Raw genomic sequence first — 16,365 nt, forward strand, 5'->3', positions numbered from 1 at the left:
CCCTGGTGCGGCATCAGGCGAAGAGGTTCTGCTGGTACATGCGGGACGTCGCGGCGAAGTCGTCGAAGACCGGGTAGTCGGCCGAGGACTCCTTCGCGGCGTCGTTGAGCAGGAAGAGGTTGGACGCCTGGAAGAACTCCGAGACCGGCGCGACGTCGGCGTGCGTGGCGATGAACCGGTCGGTCTCCTCCTGGTTGCCGCGCAACGCGACGAACAGTTGCAGCTCGTCGTGCCGGTACGGCCGCATCTCCGCGAACGTGCAGACGTAGTCGTAGTAGGCGGCGGCGTTCTGGCTGCGGCGGCGGCCCTCGTACGCCGCCATCGACTCGTCGATCGACGTCTCCCCGGTCAGCCACCGGTCCAGGGCGGCGCTGACCAGCTCCGCGTCGCGGAAGGCGTGGGTCATGCCGATCGCGGTGCACTGGTCCTTGGCGGACTCGGCGTCGCCGACGAGCGCCCAGCCGGGCCCGTGCAGCGGCCGGAGGAAGGCCGACTGGTCCAGGGTGCCGTAGATCCGCTCCTCCCGGGTGCCCCGGGTGCGGACCGTCTCGCCCAGCTCGGGGCTGACGAAGTCCAGCGCCCGCTGGTAGTTGCCCGGCACGTCGGCGCGGAACTCCCGGGACCACTCGCTCGGCCCCCAGACCAGGACCATGTTCTGCCCGAAGTTGGTCGGCACCGCCGCGCAGCCGAGCCGGCCCCGCCGGTGGATCTGCCCGGAGCCGAGGTCGAAGCCGGACCAGTAGCTCCAGTAGGCGAACGTGCACCGGGGCCGCTCGTCGTACTTGGGCAGCTTGAGGGCGCGCGCGACGAACGAGTTCCGGCCGTCGGCGCCGATCACGATCCGGGCCCGCTCCTCGAACACCTGGCCGTCGGCTGCCCGCCCCCGCACGCCGACGACCCGGCCGTCCTCCACGATCAGCTCCCGTACCGTGGAGTTGGTGCGGACCTCGGCGCCTGCCTTGGCCGCGGCCTCGACGAGGATCTCGTCCAGCACCCGGCGGCGGACGGAGGCGTAGTTCCCCACCACGCCCGAGTCGTCGCCGTGCAGGTCCCGGAAGTGCTCGCGCAGCAGGTCCGTCGGCACCGATCCGGTCAGTCGGATGCCGTCGTTGACGATGTCGACGCTCGTGTGCGTGGGGGTGACCGCGGTGACCTGGTCCAGCAGGCCCCAGCGGTTGAGGTAGGACATCCCGTGCGGCCACAGGAAGTGCGTCGAGATGACGTCACTGGGAAACGACGACCGGTCCACCACGAGCACCCGGTGCCCTTGCCTGGCGAGCAGCAGGGCTGTGGAGGCGCCCGCGCAGCGGGCACCGACCACTATCGCGTCGTACATGATTCGCAGTTCCTCCGATGAGGGTTCGGCTGCCCCGCAGGTCGGCCTTCCGGCGCGGCAACCGACCGGTACGGCCCGGTGACCGCCCGCGAGGACGCCGGCCGAGCGGGATGAGATCGCCACCGTACACAGTGGACTGTCGGGGACCGCCGAGCGGTCGAGGTTGTTGCCCTGCGGAATATCCGCCGCTGCGCGATGTCGCCCGGTCCAGGAGCCGCCACCCACCGCCGTCCGGGTGGTCGGCCGGCCCGTCAGCGGTCCTGCGCGGGCGCGGCGATGCCCTCCTCGATCGCCAGCCGGGTCAGCTCCGGCCGCCGCCGACGCCCCGTCTTCTCCCGGATCCGGTCGAGGTGGGACCGGACGGTACGGACACTGATCATCAACGCCTCCGCGATGTCCTGGTCCCGCTCGCCGGCTGCCAGCAGCGACAGCACCTGACGTTCCCGGTCGGACAACGGCACCCGGTACAGCGGCTGCCGTCCCCGGGACGAGTCCAGCAGGATCGAGGCCAGGGTCGGCGACACGTAGGTGTTGCCGGCGGCGATCTCCCGTACCGCCCGGAGGATCTCGTCGGCGTCGGCGTCCTTGGTCAGGTAGCCGCGGGCCCCGGCGGCGATCGCCCCGAGCACGTCGGACTGGTCACCGTGCGCGGACACCACCAGCACCCGGTGGCCCATCCCGGCGACCGCGACCACCGCCGCCGCGTCGCGTGCCCCGGGCAGCCGCAGATCGAGGATCACCACTCCCCCGCCGGGCTGCCGGTACGCCGCGAACTCCTCCACCGACTTGGCGGTCACCCCGACCTGGACGTCCGGCGCGTCCCCGAGCGCGCGGACCAGCGCGGCCCGATAGAGGGGGTGGTCCTCCACCACCGACACCTCGATCGTCGGCACGCCGGTCACCGGGTCTCCCCCGCGCCGGTGGCCCGGGGGGCGGCGGCCGGGGCGGCGGGCCGCTGGGCGGCGGCCGGGTCCAGCACCGGGCCGACGGGGAACAGCGCCAGCACGGTCGGTGGCACCGGCGTGGGCCGAACCGCCCCGTACCCGAGCGCCTTGAGCGCGTCGCCGTCCGGTACCGGATGCCGCACGCCCTGGTCGGTGAGGAGGAAGACGGCGCCGAGGACGGCCTGCGGTGTCGGTCGCTCGCGCACCACCGCGGCCCTGCCGGCCGGTACGAACACCGTGTCGGCCCCCGTGCCACCACCGGCCGCCATCGGCGCCACCCCGGCCGGCACACCGGTGGCGGCGCCCAGCCTGACCACCGCCCGATCGCCGTCCACCGTCGCGCACACCGCAGCCCCTTCCTGGGGCACCTCGGCCGGCGGGGCGAGTCGGGCCGGATACCCGGCGGCCGTGCCGGCCACCGGCTTCGACTGCGCCACGTCGGCCGGCGTCACCGCGATCTCGCGCGCCGCGCCGTCCGGGTAGGCCGCCCGGTTGGCCGGATTGCCGAGCACCAACGCCGCCTCGGTCTGTCCGATCGCCAGCAGCCCGTCGGCGTGGACCAGGTAGTAGCGGGCCTCGGCGCCGACGGTCGTGGCGGCGAGCACCTGGCCGACCCGGGTGCTCAGGTCACCGACCCGGGGCCCGGCGGCGCCCACCCGGGACACCGTGATCAGTCGCAGGTCCGGACCGGCGACAACCGCGCTCAGCCAGGCCCCGCTGACCGGCAGCGGGCGTACCGCGTCGTAGCCGAGGGCAACCGCCGTGGCCGGGTCGGCGATGCGGTGCCGGCGCCCGGCCACCAGCGCGTGCTCGGTGCCGTCCGGGCCGGCGACCAGCAACGCGGTCGCCGCGTCCACCTCGGTGCCCACCGGCGCGACCCCGGCCAGCGCCGTGGTGACCGGCGCGGTGCCCGCCGGCCGGCCGTCGGCGATCTGCGCACAGACGGTGAACGGCCCGGTCAACAGGCGGTCCCGGCCCGGCAACGACGACGGCGCGCCGGGGATCCCGAGCGGGACGCCGCGTGGCGCACCCGCCAGCGACTTGCTCGACACCCGGCTGGTGGCGGTGCCGTCACCGCCCGCGAGCAGCCGCGCCGAGGCGTAGTTGAGCATCGGGTGCAGCAACCCGTCGGCGCCCATCACGTACGCCGCTCCGGTGTCCTTGTCGATCACCACCTGGCCGGGCTTGCGCCAGTCGGTGTTCGCGCCGGGCCGCAGGAACCCGTACACCCCGAAGCCGGCGGTCACCAGCAGGGTGACCGCCGCGCCGAGCGCACACCCGATGACCAGACGGCGACTCGGCGACACCGGGTGGTTGGCGTCACCGACCTGTAGCGCCGAGACGAGCCGGCGGCGAAGGAACTGGTAGGCCTGTAGTTGGTCGCGCTGTGTCCACATCAGTTCGTCCCCGCCATGGTGCGGTGCACGCCCGGTGCACTAGAACTACGGATACAAGGTACGGATCGCCGACGACATCGAGCCCAGGGAGCCGAGCCATGCCGACAGCCGCACCGGCCACCGCGCCGCCGATCAGTTCCACCCGGCACCGGGCTGGGCCGCCGATGCCCGTACCACCGGTGGGGCAGCGCAGCCTGCGTGGACTCGGCGTCGGCCGGCTGGTGCTCTGGCAGTGCGCGGTGCTGGGCGCGGTGGCCGCCGGTGGGCCGTCCGGCGTGGTCGGCGGCACGCTCACCGGGGTGGCAGCGGTCGTGCTGCTCGGCACCGGGGTGCGCTGGCACGGCCGGTGGCTGTCCGACTGGGTGCTGGTCCGGCACCGCTTCCGGCGTCGGTCCCGGCACGCCCGGCCGGCCCTGCCCGGCCTGCGGACCCGGACCGAGGCGGACCGGGCGGGCAACCGGATCGGGCTGGCCGGTGACGGCAGTTCGTGGAGCGCGCTGCTGCGCGTCGAACCCGACGGCGACCTCGACGACCTGCTGCGCCGGCTGCTGTCCCGCTACGACGACCCCGATCTGCCGCTGGCCGGCGCGCAACTGGTCGACTTGGTCTCGCCCGGCACCGGCACCGCGGCGCGCTGGATAGCGATCCGGCTCGACCCCGAGACGGCCGCCCGGGCGGTCCGGGCCCGGGGCGGCGGCCAGACCGGGGCGGTACGTGCCGCGGGCACGGCCGCGCTGCGGCTCGCCGCCGACCTGCGGGCCGCCGGGCATCAGGTCACCACGCTCGACGGCGGTCAACTGCGCGACGCGTGGGCCGCCGTACTCGGTGTCGACTCGCGGCGCGCGGACGAACCCGGCACCGAGACCTGGCACTACTGGTCGCTGGGCATGCTGCACCAGGTCTGCTACCGACCGCGCCGAGCCGCCCGGAGCCTGACCGAGGTGGCCACGCTGCTGCGCCGGCACGCCGCCACACCGGCCCTGGTCAGCACCGTGTCGGTACGGTGGGACCGGCAACGCGGCGGCGGAACCCGCAGCACGGCGCTGGTCCGGCTCGGGGTGCCCGCCGGCCCGGCCCGGGAGGCGGTCGCCGAGGCGGTCCGGCAGGCCACCGCCGACTTCGACCGGGACCTGGTCCCGCTGGACGGGGCGCATGCCGAGGCGGCCTGGGCGACGCTGCCGCTGGCTGGCCTGCCGGTGGGTTAGCCACCCCATGCGCGTACCGCGCCGTAGATGTCGAGCACCGCGCCCGCTACCGGCACCAGACCGAGCAGCACCAGGAACTCGACCACGTCGAGCAGCCGGCCCCAGTACGGCGACGGTGTGTTGGCGGCGGCCCGGACCGCGTACGTCGCGCAGACCACTCCGGTCACCAGGAGCAGCCCGGCGAGGAGCAGCCGCGTTCCGGGTCCGCCGGCCAGGCTCGCCCGAGCCGTCAGGCCGAGCACCGACCCGGCACCGGCCAGCAACAGGGCGGCCCGCTGGCCGAGGCCGACGTAGGCGCGGGCGCGCAGCAACAGCGCTGCGCCGGCCAGACCGGCCAGCGCCCACGCCCAGCGACCGCCGCCGGACAGGAGTATCCCGACGCAACCGGCCACGATGACCGCCAGGCCCCAGAGCAGACCGGTCAGGATCCGTTCGGCGGCCTCGGTGTCCCCGACCACCTCGGGTCCGAGCGTCGGCCGCTCGTCCCGGCGGAACGCCTCCACATCGGTCGGCACCCCGGGCAACGGCAGCCGGCCGAGCCGGAGCGCGAGCATCGGCAGCGCCGGACTGGCCACCACGGCCACGCAACAGGTGACCGCCGCGACCGAGGCGGGCGAGGAGGCGGTGAGCAGGTCGGCGAGCGCGCCGAGACCACCGGCCGCGGCAGCCACCGCGGCGGCGGCGAACCGCTGCTCCGCCACCACCACGGCGGCCGCCGCCGTGTAGAGGGTGACCGCCGTGCCGGCCAACGCCAGCCGACCCGCGGTCAACTCCATCGCCGCGCCCGGACCACCGAGCACCGCCAGCCCGCCGATCAGCGCGGCCGGTACGCCACCGGCGGCCACCGCCGCACCGAGACCTCGGTCGCCGAACGCCCGCGACATCGCCCCACCGGCGAGCAGCAGCACCAGGGCCAGGATGCCGGCGAGCAGCGCGACGGCCGACGCGGCGAGCCCGCTGAGGCCGACCGCGACCGCGACCGCGGTGAAGGCCAGCGCGGCTACCGCACCGCCGACCTTCCGGGACACCGCCGCCCGCCACACCCCGGGCCGGTCCGCGGCGGCGCTCGCGATGGCGTCCACCACGTCGTCGAAGAGCATCGGGGTGGCCCGCCGGTCGACCGTCTCCAGGTAGAGCACCTCGCCGTCGCGCACCCCGGCGCCGCTGACGGTGACCGCGCCGTCCAGCGGCGGCCCCCCGAAGCGGCGCAGCTCCCAGCCGACCCCGCCGGCCCGGTCAGCGTTGGTGGCGAGCAGCCGGACCAACTGCGGAAGCAGCTCCGCCACCGTGCTCTGCGTCGGCAGCGACACGTCGAGACGGGCGTGTGGCGCTACCACGGTGACCCGCCGGGGAGCGAGCGCGGTGGTCACTGCTGGGCCTCGCCGAGCAGCGGGGCGTACCTCGCCTCACTGGCCGCCGCCAGCTTGGCCAGGCCGTCGTTCACCGCCTCCAGCACGAGTTGGCCGAGGGTGTGCGCGTCGTAGCGACGCAGCACCTGCGGGTCGATGGTCACCTCGGTGAACCGGCCGTCGCCCCTGAGCTTCACGGTGACGTCGCCGTTGCCGGCGTACCCGGTCAGCTCCATGGTCGTCACCGAGCGCTGAATCTCCTCGATCCGTTGTTGCTGCTCACGCACCTGGGCGAGCAGATCCTCGATCGCCGGTTCCATCTGTCGTCTTCCCTCCGGTGTCACCGCCACCCGCGGTTGCCGTCGCCTGCCGCCGGGCTACGGCCGCCGCCCCTGCACGTCGTATTGGATCGACTCACGGGTATGAGTCGCAAGGTTCCCGAGATACACGTACTGCGCGGCGGTGCTGTAGGCGTCCATGTAGTCGGCCCGGCCCGGATCAGCCCGGGCCCACCGTACGGCCTCCTCAGCAGCCGCGCCATGCAGCGCGCCAACCGGCACGGTCGGCGCCGATCCGCCGGTGCGTAGCTCGAAACTGGCGAGGTCGCCGGCCGCCGTGTAGACCGTCCCGTTGCCGGTGAGCTGCGGGTGGTGGAAGACCTCGGTGGGCAGGCCCTGCGGATGCACCAGGGCGGGCGCCTGTAGGGAACCGGTGACGACGTTGGCCGCCTGCCCGAAGGCGAAGCCGGCGAACGAGCCGACCTCCGGCAGCTTGCCGACACCGAACCCGACCACGTCCTTGACCGCGTTGGCGATCGCCACCTGCCGGGCGTACGCCTCCTGCGCCGTGCGGGTGGCCTGCTCGGCGTCCTGCACGTTGGCGTGCCAGATCGCGTTGGCGGCCGCGGCGTTGGTCAGGCCGTCCACGTTGCCGGCGTACCGGCCCGCCTGTTCCATCGGGATGGTGCCGGCGTCGGCCTGGCGCAGCAGGTACTCCTGGTACAGGTCGGCCGCCGCGTTGATCTCGTCACGGCCGTCCTGGGTGACCTGGCCGAGCATCAGCATGTGCCGGGCGTCGGTGCTGCCCAGGCGCTGCGCCGCCGGATCGGTGTCCAGGCCGTCGAGCGGCTGGGCGTACAGGTCCATGTTCGGCACGGTGGCCCGGGCGATCGCCTCGGCGAAGTGCGGGTTCTCCCGCATGGCGGCCAGGGTCTGCGGGTACGACGCCGGGTCGGTGATCGTCTGGGTGAGGTTGACGTACGCACCGCGGGCCAGGTCGTGCTCGACGGGATCGGCTGTTGCGGCACCGATCCAGTCGACGACCCGGCCCGCGGTGCGGCCGTCGTCCGCCCAGCCGAAGCCGGCCAGCCGGCGCAGCGTCTCGCCGTCGCTGGCCAGCGCCGCGTCGGCGGCGTGGTTACGGGTGGACACGTCGAGCAGCGGGGTCAGCGTCGCGTCCACCCGCGACTTGTCCCAGAGCACCGCGTCGTCGGTCGACACGTAGTACCCGGGCTGGTTGGGGCTGTGCCGGGACAGGTCGTCCAGGCGCTGGGTCACGTCGGCCATCTCACCGACCCGACGCGTCACCGCGGCGGAATAGTCGGCTCCGGCCACGAGGTCCCGGTCGGCCGCGCCGGTGAGCTGGGACAACGCCTCCCACTGGGCGTAGCGGGGCACGTCCAGCCGGTTGGTGTAGACCGTCTCGCCGATCGCCCCGGTCAGCGGCGCCCGGCCCGGCACGGACGGCACCTCCTGCGTGAAGCCGAACGAGTTGGTGCCGATGTTGGTCTCGATGGCCGCCGGGGTGTGCACCAGGTCGCGAATCGCGGCAGGCAGGTCGGCCGGGTCCTGCGAGAGGGTCAGGATGCCGTTGCCGACGGTCCGTAGCATCGCCTGCCGGTCGGCGGGGGCGAAGCCCGGGGCGGTCTCGCCGAACATGCCGAACAGGCTGGTCTGGTAGCGGTGCTCGGTGGCCTTGAGATAACCCGGCAGGTCGAACACCCGGTCGCCGAGCGCGCCGTAGAACGACGTCAGGAAGGCCTTGTCCTCGGCGGACGGTGGCTGGCCGGCGCGTACCCGGTCGGTGATCACGGCGAGTTGCGCCATGCTCTGGCGGAACTGCGCCGGCGAGACGTCCCCGCCGAGCGCGGCCAGCACCGACTCCGCGGCGAGACGTCCGTCGGCGCCGGCCGCGGCGGCCGGACCGGCGGCGCCCGCGGGGTGCGGCCCGCCGAGTTCGGTGGCGACCTGCGCCAGCACCGTACCGAGCCGGTCACACACCCCGCGCATCGCGCTCAACGCCTGTTCGCCGACGCTTCGGGCCTGGCCGAGCAGGGCGGAGACCTGGCTGCTCGGCACCGCCCGGGCGGCGGCCACCAGGAGCTGGGCGTTGGCCCGGAACCGGGCGATGACCACGTCGGCGGTACTCGCGGCGGCCTGGAGTCCGCCGGCCGCGCGGTCCAGCGCGGCGGCGTGCTGGCGCAGCCGCGCCTCGGTGCCGTCGAGCCCGGTGCTGACCCGGCCGGCGGCGGCGCCGAACGCGTCGTACGCCGAGCCGTGCCAGTGCGCCGACAGTCCGCTGCGGCGCCGGTCGAGCTCGCCGGAGACACCCGCTGCCCGGTCGGCGATCGCCAGGTAGGAGTGGGCCACGGCCCGCAGCCCGGCCGGGTCGCCGGTGAGCTGCCGGCGGTACTCGGCGAGCACCGTGGCGTACCGGTCGAGCAGCCAGGACAGCGCGCCGGACAGATTGACGGTGCCGCCGACCAGGACGGAAGAGGCGCCGGCCACCGGTCAGTCCACCTTGACCGAGCCGTCGGCGCCGACGCTGATGTCCGCGTCGACGCTCTGCCCGCCGGAGCTGGCGGTGACCTCGATGTCGAACGCGCGTCCGGTGTCCACCGGCACCTCGACGGTCACCGTCAGGTCACCCTTGCTGGCCGTGACCGTCACCTCGTCGCCGTCGCCGTCGGCACCGGGCCCGGACGGGGCGGACGACGGCGGCCCGTCCACCGACCCGGACGGGGGGATCGGCAGGGTCTGCACCGGGCCGGTGGGCGTCGTCGTCACCGGCGTCCCACCGGAGGAGGGCGAGGACTGACCGGGTTGGACCGCGACCCACTGGTCGGTGCCGAGCGCCGAGGGCAGGTAGCTGCTCATCGAGCCACCGGTCGGGTAGCCCGAGCCGTTGAACGACGGCATGCCGTAGCCGCCGCCCAGGGCCGCCTGCCCCGCCCCGCTGGCGATGCCGGCCATCGGCGGTGGCGCGAGCACCGGGTTGCCCGCGCTCCCGGCCGGCAGCGCCGCGGCGGACGCCGAGCCACCGTCGTTGTTCTTCGAGAACAACTGCTCGATCTGGCCGACGATGGTGGCCAGGCCGGTCAGGATCTGGCCGAGGTTGGTCACTCCGATGGCGGTGAGGATGCCACCGATCCCGGTGAGGAACGCCTTGAGGATCCCGGTGGTGCTGACCGCCAGCGCCCGGCCGGCCGCCTGGGTGTAGGGGTTGGACATCAGCGCGGCGACCGTCGGGTTCACCGCGCCGACCACCGCCCGGTAGGCCGTCTGCGCGGTGGTCAGCTGCGCGGCGGCACCCTCCAGTTCCCGAACGCCGGCGAACACGGTCTCGATGATCTGCTGGAAGCTGGCGAAGGACTTGGTCAGCTTCTGCACCACGGAGTCGCTCGCCGATCCGGCGGACCACACCTCACGAAGCTGCTCGCGGGCCCGCTCCAGGTCGGCCAGGAGGGTGACCAGCCGGGCCACCCGCGCGGTCAACGCCGCAGCGTGGGCGAGGATCGCCTGCGGGTTACCGCCCACGATCGTGGGCAGCGCGACGGTGCCGGGCCCACGACCGCTGGCAGCGGCGTCCATCGCGCCCGAGTTGGGAATGTCAAACACGACGCACCTCTCTCGGCTTCACGTCGTCGGGGTTCACCACAGCGACGTCGCATCCGTCATCGGGCGGTAGACCCGGACGCGTCCGAACTCCGCCGCCGAGCCGACCGCCCCGTGGTTGTAGAGCTGGCCGTTCGCGCCGGCGACACCGATCACCGGGCCACCGTCGCCGACGAAGGGCTGCACGACCACCACGTCGCCGGGGTGTACCAGGCCGGGCACGTCCCGCCCGCTGCCCGAGTAGACCGCCAACAGGCCGACCCGTTCCTGGTTGGCCGGGCTGCGGTCGAGCCAGTCGGCGAAGTCCCGCGCGTCGCGGAAGGTCACCTCGGTCAGGGGCCGGGCCGAAAGCTCGCCGAGCCCCGCCCGGCCTAGATAGTCCAGCACGTTGCCGACCGACCCGGGCTCCCCCGCCGCGCCCGCGCTGTCGTTGATCGCGTAGCCGGCGAGGGCGGCGCTGGGCGCCGCACCGCTGCCGGTGGACGCCCCGCCCAGCGCGGCGGCGACCGCCTGGTCCGCGTCGTCGTAGTCGTTGGCGCTGCGGTGTACCAGGTCGTTGGTCTCCTGCAGCAGTTGCAGCAGCGTCCGCATGGTGCCGACGACCTGCCCCTGCATCGCGATGTTCGCCGACGCGACCGGCGAGCCCAGCTTCGCGAACGACGTCGGTGACAGGGTGAGCCGCTCCAGCTCCAGCACCGTGCTGTACGCCTGGAGCAGAAGGCCGACGATGTTGCCGACCACTCCACGTACGGCATCCGGCCGCACGTGGTACGACGAGTTTGTCGTCATCGTTCGCACCTTCCCGCCAGATCACCCGGCCCGCGTCACACCGGGCCGGACAATTTCGACCGCGCTGGGCCGGTTCCCGGATGGTTGCGGGTCATCGTAGGTTGATGCGCGCGAGCCCTTAAACGGCAAAACTACCCACGACCTGCTCCGTCAAAGTGACCACGGGTTACCGATTCATCGGGCCGAGGAGGCACCGCCGGATGTCCGCCGACACCTTCCGCCGCCGGGCTGTACTGCCCGAACCACCACGCGGCGAGATCATGTTGCAGTCCCCGCCCGCCCTGCCCCGCGGGTCCGGCCAGGCCGGCATGCAACTGATGTTCATGCTGCCGATGATGCTCGGCATGGGTGCCATGTCGTTCGTCTACATCGGGCGGTCCGGTGGTGCGATGACCTGGGTCTTCGGCGCCCTGTACATCAGCGCCATGGCCGGCATGCTGGTGATGAGCCTGTCCCGTGGGGGCGCCTCGAAGAAGGCGCAGATCAACGACGAACGGCGCGACTATCTGCGCTACCTCGGCGGGCTGCGCGGCCAGGTCCGTGAGGTGGCGGTCCGCCAGCGGGAGGCGGCCCTGGCGGCGCTGCCCGACCCGGCCGACCTGTGGTCGTTCGCCGGCACCGAGCGGCTCTGGGAACGGGCCCGCACGGATGCCGACTTCGGTCGGGTCCGGGTCGGCATCGGGCCCCAGCGGCTGGCCACCGCGCTGCGGGCGCCACAGACCGCCCCGCTGGAGGACCTCGATCCGGTGGCGTCCACCTCGCTGCGGCACTTCATCCGCACCTACGCCACCGTCGGCGAGCTGCCGGTGGCGGTGTCCCTACGCTCGTTCCGGCGGGTCACCCTGGCCGGCGACCGTCCCGAGATCCTGGCCCTCGCCCGGGCCCTGCTGGCCCACCTGGTCACCTTCCACTCCCCCGACAACCTGCGCATCGCCGCCTGCGTCGGGCCGGACCGGCAGGACGGCTGGGACTGGCTCAAGTGGCTGCCCCACGCGGTGCATCCGGGCCGGGCCGATGCCGGTGGGCCGACCCGGTTGGCCGCGCCCAGCCTCGGGGAGCTGGCCGCGCTGCTCGCCGACGATCCGGCCGACCCGGCGGCCCGCGGCCCGTTCAAGGCCGGGGCCCGGCCCGAGGCGCCGCACCTGCTGATCGTCATCGACGGAGCAGGCACGCTGCCCGATGCCGGGCTCGCCCCGCCCGGCGGCCTGGCCGGCACCACCATTCTGGAGATCGGCGGTGGGCCCGGCGGTGGCGCCGACGCGCTCGATCTGGTGATCTCCGAGGGTCGGCTCGGCATGCGCACCCCGGACGGCGTCGCCCTGGTCGGCGTGCCGGAGCGGCTCAGCGTCGCCGGCGTCGAGGTGGTCGCCCGGCAGCTCACCGCGTTGCACACCGGCGCGCCGGTGGCCAGCGAGCAGCCGCTGTCCACCACCTTCGGCCTGGCCGACCTGCTCGGCATCGGCGACCCGCGCCGGCTCGACCCGGCGGTCACCTGGCGCCCCCGGTCGGCCCGGGACCGGCTGCGCATCCCGATCGGGGTGGATCCCGACGGACGCCCGGTCGACCTGGACCTCAAGGAGTCGGCCGAAGGGGGCATGGGCCCGCACGGGCTGGTCATCGGGGCCACCGGTTCCGGCAAGAGCGAGCTGCTGCGCACCCTGGTCACCGGGCTCGCCGCCACCCACTCCTCGGAGACGCTCAACCTCGCGTTGATCGACTTCAAGGGTGGCGCCACCTTCGCCGGCATGACCGGCCTGCCGCACACCTGCGCGGTGATCACCAACCTCGCGGCCGACCTGACCCTGGTCGACCGGATGGCCGACGCGCTGCGCGGCGAACTGGTCCGCCGCCAGGAACTGCTGCGGGCCGCCGGGAACCACGCCTCGGTACGCGACTACGAGCGGGCCCGGGCCGAGGGCGCACCGCTGCGACCGCTGCCCTCGCTGCTGGTGATCATCGACGAGTTCAGCGAGCTGCTCTCCAGCCGGCCCGAGTTCATCGACCTGTTCGTGATGATCGGTCGGCTCGGCCGCAGCCTCGGCGTACACCTGATGCTCGCCTCGCAACGACTTGAGGAGGGGCGGCTACGCGGCCTGGACAGCCATCTGAGCTACCGGATCGGGCTGCGTACCTTCTCCGCGGCGGAGAGCCGGGCGGTCCTCGGGGTGTCCGACGCGTACGAACTGCCGCCGGTGCCCGGCTCGGCGTACCTGAAGTGGGACACCACCACCCTGCAACGGTTCAAGGCCGCGTACGTCTCCGGCGAGCTGCCGCCCGAGCAGGTGGCCGCCGCAGCCGAGGAGATCCCGTACCAGCGGCGGGTGCTGCCGTTCGGGCTCGCCCCGCTGACGCCGGCCGAGGCGGGGCCGGCACCCGCACCGGCACCGGCGGGCGGTTCCCACCCGGCGCCGACCAACGGCGAGACCGTGCTGAGCGCCATGATCGGCCGACTGCTCGGCAACGGGCCCGCCGCGCACCAGATCTGGCTGCCGCCCCTGGCCGAACCGCCCGCCCTGGACCAGTTGCTGCCGCCACTGGGCATCGACCCGCAGCGCGGCCTGACCCCGGTGGGCTGGGCCGGCAACGGGCAGCTCACCGTGCCGCTGGCCATCGTGGACAAGCCGTTCGAGCAGCGTCGGGACCTACTGTGGGCGGAGCTGTCCGGGGCGGCTGGGCACGCGCTCGTGCTCGGCGCGCCGCAGAGCGGCAAGAGCACCCTGCTGCGTACCCTGGTGACCGCGCTGGCACTCACCCACACCCCGATCGAGGTGCAGGTGTTCGTTCTCGACTTCGGTGGCGGTGGCCTGGCCACCCTCTCCGGCCTGCCGCACGTCAGCGGCTACGCCAACCGGATGGACGCCGAGCGGGTCCGCCGGATCGTCGCCGAGCTGACCGGCCTGCTGGCCGAGCGGGAGCGGTCGTTCGCCGCGCACCGCATCGACTCGATCTCCGACTTCCGGCGCCGTCCACCGCCCAGCCCGGACGGGCGGACCTTCGGTGACGTGTTCCTCGTCGTCGACGGTTGGATGACCCTGCGCCAGGAGTTCGAGCCGCTGGACGAGTCGGTCACCACGCTCGCCGCCCGCGGCCTCGGGTTCGGTCTGCACGTCGTACTGTCGGCCAACCGGGCGATGGAGATCCGGCCGGCCCTGCGCGACCTGATCGGCACCCACGTCGAGCTGCGCCTCGGCGACCCGGCCGACTCGGCGTACGACCGGCGGGCCGCGGCCAACGTGCCGAAGGGCGCACCGGGTCGCGGGCTCACCGCCGACAAGCTGCACTTCCTCGGTGGGCTGCCGCGCATCGACGCCCGCACCACGGTCAGCGACCTGCCCGACGGCGCGAGCGACCTGGTCAAGCAGGTGGACGCGAGCTGGCACGGCCCGCGCGCTCCGCAGGTGCGGCTGCTGCCCCGGCTGGTGCCGGCCGGCGACCTGCCCGGTCCGGTTCCCGGTGACCGGCGGATCCCGATCGGGCTGGCCGAGGCGGACCTGGGACCGGCCTACCTGGACTTCGACGCCGACCCGCACTTCCTCGCCTTCGGCGACGTGGAGTCCGGCAAGACCGGGCTGCTGCGGGTGCTCGCCCAGCAGATCGCGGCCCGCTATCCGGTGACCGACGCCGCGGTCATCGTCGCCGACTACCGGCGCGGGCTGGTGGACGCGCTCACCGGCCCGCACCTGCTCGGCTACGCCGGCAGCGAGCCGGTGCTCGCCCAGCTCGTCGCCGAGGCCGCGGAGGGGCTGCGGCGACGCCTGCCCGGTCCGGAGGTGACCGCCGCCGAGCTGCGCGAGCGTAGCTGGTGGAGCGGCCCCGAGCTGTTCGTCCTCGTCGACGACTACGACCTGGTGGTGTCACCGAGCCGCAACCCACTCGCGCCCCTGCTGGACTTCCTGCCCCAGGCCAAGGACGTCGGCCTGCATCTGGTGCTCACCCGCCGCTCCGGTGGCGCCAGCCGAAGCCTGTTCGAGCCGGTCGTGCAACGGCTCCGTGACCTGGGCACACCGGGCCTGCTGCTCTCCGGCTCCCGCGACGAGGGCGCGCTGCTGGCCGACGTCAAGCCCAGCAAGCAGCCGCCCGGACGGGGGCAGTTGGTGGACCGGCGGACCGGGGTGTCGCTGGTGCAACTCGCCTGGGCGCAAACCGATCCGGCCTGATCCGGACCGGTCGGCGCCCGGGCCCCGCTGCCCCGGCGGCGGGTCCGTGTGGGTAATAGTGCCGTGTACGCGACGGGTACTTGTGCCGTACTAACGAAGGGTGACGGATGCATAGCATCCCAGCGTGTACGGCGCCGCGAGTCGGCGCGCGACTCCGCCAAGAGGAGGTGACCCGACGTGGCCAGTCCCGGATACCAGAGCGATTCCGCCGCGATGACACGAGCGGTCAGCGGGTTCGACGAAGCCGCCACCAACGCGGCTCGGAGCATGAGGGAACTGGAGAGCGAACTCGTATCGGTACTGAGCCGGTACGCCGGCAACCAGGCCACCGCTTTCTGGCAGCTACAGGGCCGGCTGCAGGAGAGCATGCGAGTTGCCTCACGGGAACTGCAGACCATGTCCGGCCTGGTCAACGAGAGCTTCCGCAACTACAACTCCGGTGACGTGGCGGCAGCCGACTCCCTGCGCGGCCTCACCGGTGCCGTGGGCGAGGGCAGCCCCGTACTCAGCCGGCTGGCCGGTGCCTAACCGCCCGGAAGGGGTGATGTGAGATGACCGCCGATGTGATCAACGTCGAATTCGCCGCGCTGCGGGCCGCCGCCGACTCGTTGCAGGTCAAGGCCCAGGCGTTGAACGGCCACATGGACCAGTTGCAGACCAGCCTGGCCCCGATCAAGCAGACCTGGTACGCCTCCGGCAGCACCGCCGGTCAGGCCGCGGAGCAGTCCGAGACGCGACTGCGCGCGGCGCTGGCCGACATCATCGCGGTGATCGGCCAGTTCTCCGGCAAGGTACACGAGGCCCACGACACCCAGCTGGCGCTGGAGAACCGGAACACCAGCTTCTTCGCCTGAGCTGGGGCGATCAGCGGCGGCGTGGGGTGGGGCGGGATCCGCCTCCACCCGACGCCGCCGCCCCGCTGACCGGCGTTGTTCTCAGCCGAGCTCCGAGACAGGAGAGCGCGACGATGTCCCACGAGGAGTCGTTCCGGGTCCACCTCGATTCGCTGCTGGCGTTCGCCCGCGAGTTGGAGGATCAGCTGGAGGCGATGCGCAAACCGACCGACGGCCTGGGCCAGTTGCGCATCCGGCCGGTCCTGCTCGGCGACTTCGGCGAGGCGGCGTCGTTGACCGACCGGCACCAGGCTGCCGCCGAACAGATGCACGAACTGCTGCACACCGTGCGGGAGGCGATCGCCTTCGCCAACGACGTGACCCGCATGATCGCGGACGGGTACGCCGACTACGACATCGGCGTCGCCACGTCCTTCCGGGCGCACGGAAGGGACTGACACG

Annotated in this window: 13 protein-coding genes; 5 read left to right on the forward strand and 8 right to left on the reverse strand. The window is 73.6% G+C overall.

The genetic code is table 11. The features are described 5' to 3' along the window. Window positions 1–13: 13 nt before the first annotated feature. From C5N14_RS21445 to eccB, 3 genes are all read right to left on the reverse strand, one after another. Window positions 14–1,336, reverse strand: coding sequence for an NAD(P)/FAD-dependent oxidoreductase (locus C5N14_RS21445; protein ID WP_117669924.1), 1,323 nt, complete (start codon window positions 1,334–1,336; stop codon window positions 14–16). 251 nt (window positions 1,337–1,587) lie between these two features. After that, on the reverse strand, window positions 1,588–2,238 hold the full coding sequence (locus C5N14_RS21450) for a response regulator transcription factor (RefSeq protein WP_117669926.1): 651 nt from the start codon (window positions 2,236–2,238) through the stop codon (window positions 1,588–1,590). Further along, entirely contained in the window at window positions 2,235–3,677 is a 1,443-nt protein-coding gene (eccB, locus tag C5N14_RS21455) for a type VII secretion protein EccB (protein WP_117669928.1), read from the reverse strand. The genes C5N14_RS21450 and eccB overlap by 4 nt, the downstream gene beginning before the upstream one ends. Window positions 3,678–3,841: 164 nt before the next feature. On the opposite strand from eccB, the gene C5N14_RS21460 reads away from it, so the two are divergent. Then, complete coding sequence (locus tag C5N14_RS21460; RefSeq protein WP_165878180.1) at window positions 3,842–4,882, forward strand: type VII secretion protein EccE; 1,041 nt, start codon at window positions 3,842–3,844, stop codon at window positions 4,880–4,882. On the opposite strand, the gene eccD is transcribed toward C5N14_RS21460, so the two are convergent. Genes eccD through C5N14_RS21485 form a run of 5 tightly spaced genes read right to left on the reverse strand, consistent with a single transcriptional unit; the run spans window position 4,879 to window position 10,913 of the window. Then, window positions 4,879–6,252, reverse strand: a complete 1,374-nt coding sequence (gene eccD, locus C5N14_RS21465; protein ID WP_117669932.1) for a type VII secretion integral membrane protein EccD — start codon at window positions 6,250–6,252, stop codon at window positions 4,879–4,881. The genes C5N14_RS21460 and eccD overlap by 4 nt on opposite strands. Further along, window positions 6,249–6,551 carry a YbaB/EbfC family nucleoid-associated protein gene (locus C5N14_RS21470; protein ID WP_117669934.1) on the reverse strand — a complete coding sequence of 101 codons (303 nt, stop codon included), beginning with the start codon at window positions 6,549–6,551 and terminating at the stop codon, window positions 6,249–6,251. Before C5N14_RS21470 ends, eccD begins: the two co-directional genes overlap by 4 nt. A gap of 57 nt (window positions 6,552–6,608) precedes the next feature. After that, complete coding sequence (locus C5N14_RS21475; protein ID WP_117669936.1) at window positions 6,609–9,017, reverse strand: WXG100 family type VII secretion target; 2,409 nt, start codon at window positions 9,015–9,017, stop codon at window positions 6,609–6,611. Between the two features lie 3 nt (window positions 9,018–9,020). Continuing rightward, the gene (locus C5N14_RS21480; RefSeq protein ID WP_128763628.1) at window positions 9,021–10,127 is read right to left on the reverse strand and encodes a WXG100 family type VII secretion target; all 1,107 of its coding nucleotides are present in this window, start codon (window positions 10,125–10,127) and stop codon (window positions 9,021–9,023) included. Between the two features lie 33 nt (window positions 10,128–10,160). Continuing rightward, the gene (locus C5N14_RS21485) at window positions 10,161–10,913 is read right to left on the reverse strand and encodes a WXG100 family type VII secretion target (RefSeq protein ID WP_207892814.1); all 753 of its coding nucleotides are present in this window, start codon (window positions 10,911–10,913) and stop codon (window positions 10,161–10,163) included. Window positions 10,914–11,113: 200 nt separating this feature from the next. Here C5N14_RS21485 and eccCa point away from each other — a divergent pair, with 200 nt between their 5' ends. The 4 genes from eccCa (at window position 11,114) to C5N14_RS21505 (ending at window position 16,361) form a co-directional block, all read left to right on the forward strand. Continuing rightward, window positions 11,114–15,070: a type VII secretion protein EccCa gene (gene eccCa / locus C5N14_RS21490; RefSeq protein WP_117669940.1), complete on the forward strand. Its 3,957-nt coding sequence runs from the start codon at window positions 11,114–11,116 to the stop codon at window positions 15,068–15,070. Window positions 15,071–15,247: 177 nt separating this feature from the next. Beyond that, window positions 15,248–15,598 carry a WXG100 family type VII secretion target gene (locus C5N14_RS21495; protein ID WP_207892815.1) on the forward strand — a complete coding sequence of 117 codons (351 nt, stop codon included), beginning with the start codon at window positions 15,248–15,250 and terminating at the stop codon, window positions 15,596–15,598. Between the two features lie 23 nt (window positions 15,599–15,621). Further along, complete coding sequence (locus tag C5N14_RS21500; protein WP_117669944.1) at window positions 15,622–15,924, forward strand: WXG100 family type VII secretion target; 303 nt, start codon at window positions 15,622–15,624, stop codon at window positions 15,922–15,924. A 113-nt stretch (window positions 15,925–16,037) separates the two neighbouring features. Then, window positions 16,038–16,361 carry a hypothetical protein gene (locus C5N14_RS21505; protein ID WP_117669946.1) on the forward strand — a complete coding sequence of 108 codons (324 nt, stop codon included), beginning with the start codon at window positions 16,038–16,040 and terminating at the stop codon, window positions 16,359–16,361. The last annotated feature ends 4 nt before the right edge of the window (window positions 16,362–16,365 follow it).

The sequence above is a fragment of the Micromonospora sp. MW-13 genome (assembly GCF_003434305.1).
Classification (GTDB): domain Bacteria; phylum Actinomycetota; class Actinomycetes; order Mycobacteriales; family Micromonosporaceae; genus Micromonospora.

What these genes read in the sequence shown, in the direction of transcription:
- C5N14_RS21445 (WP_117669924.1), bottom strand. Translation starts at nt 1,336, where the DNA reads ATGTACGACGCGATAGTGGTCGGTGCCCGCTGCGCGGGCGCCTCCACA.
- eccB (WP_117669928.1), bottom strand. Translation starts at nt 3,677, where the DNA reads ATGTGGACACAGCGCGACCAACTACAGGCCTACCAGTTCCTTCGCCGC.
- C5N14_RS21460 (WP_165878180.1), top strand. Translation starts at nt 3,842, where the DNA reads ATGCCCGTACCACCGGTGGGGCAGCGCAGCCTGCGTGGACTCGGCGTC.
- C5N14_RS21470 (WP_117669934.1), bottom strand. Translation starts at nt 6,551, where the DNA reads ATGGAACCGGCGATCGAGGATCTGCTCGCCCAGGTGCGTGAGCAGCAA.
- C5N14_RS21485 (WP_207892814.1), bottom strand. Translation starts at nt 10,913, where the DNA reads ATGACGACAAACTCGTCGTACCACGTGCGGCCGGATGCCGTACGTGGA.
- eccCa (WP_117669940.1), top strand. Translation starts at nt 11,114, where the DNA reads ATGTCCGCCGACACCTTCCGCCGCCGGGCTGTACTGCCCGAACCACCA.
- C5N14_RS21500 (WP_117669944.1), top strand. Translation starts at nt 15,622, where the DNA reads ATGACCGCCGATGTGATCAACGTCGAATTCGCCGCGCTGCGGGCCGCC.
- C5N14_RS21505 (WP_117669946.1), top strand. Translation starts at nt 16,038, where the DNA reads ATGTCCCACGAGGAGTCGTTCCGGGTCCACCTCGATTCGCTGCTGGCG.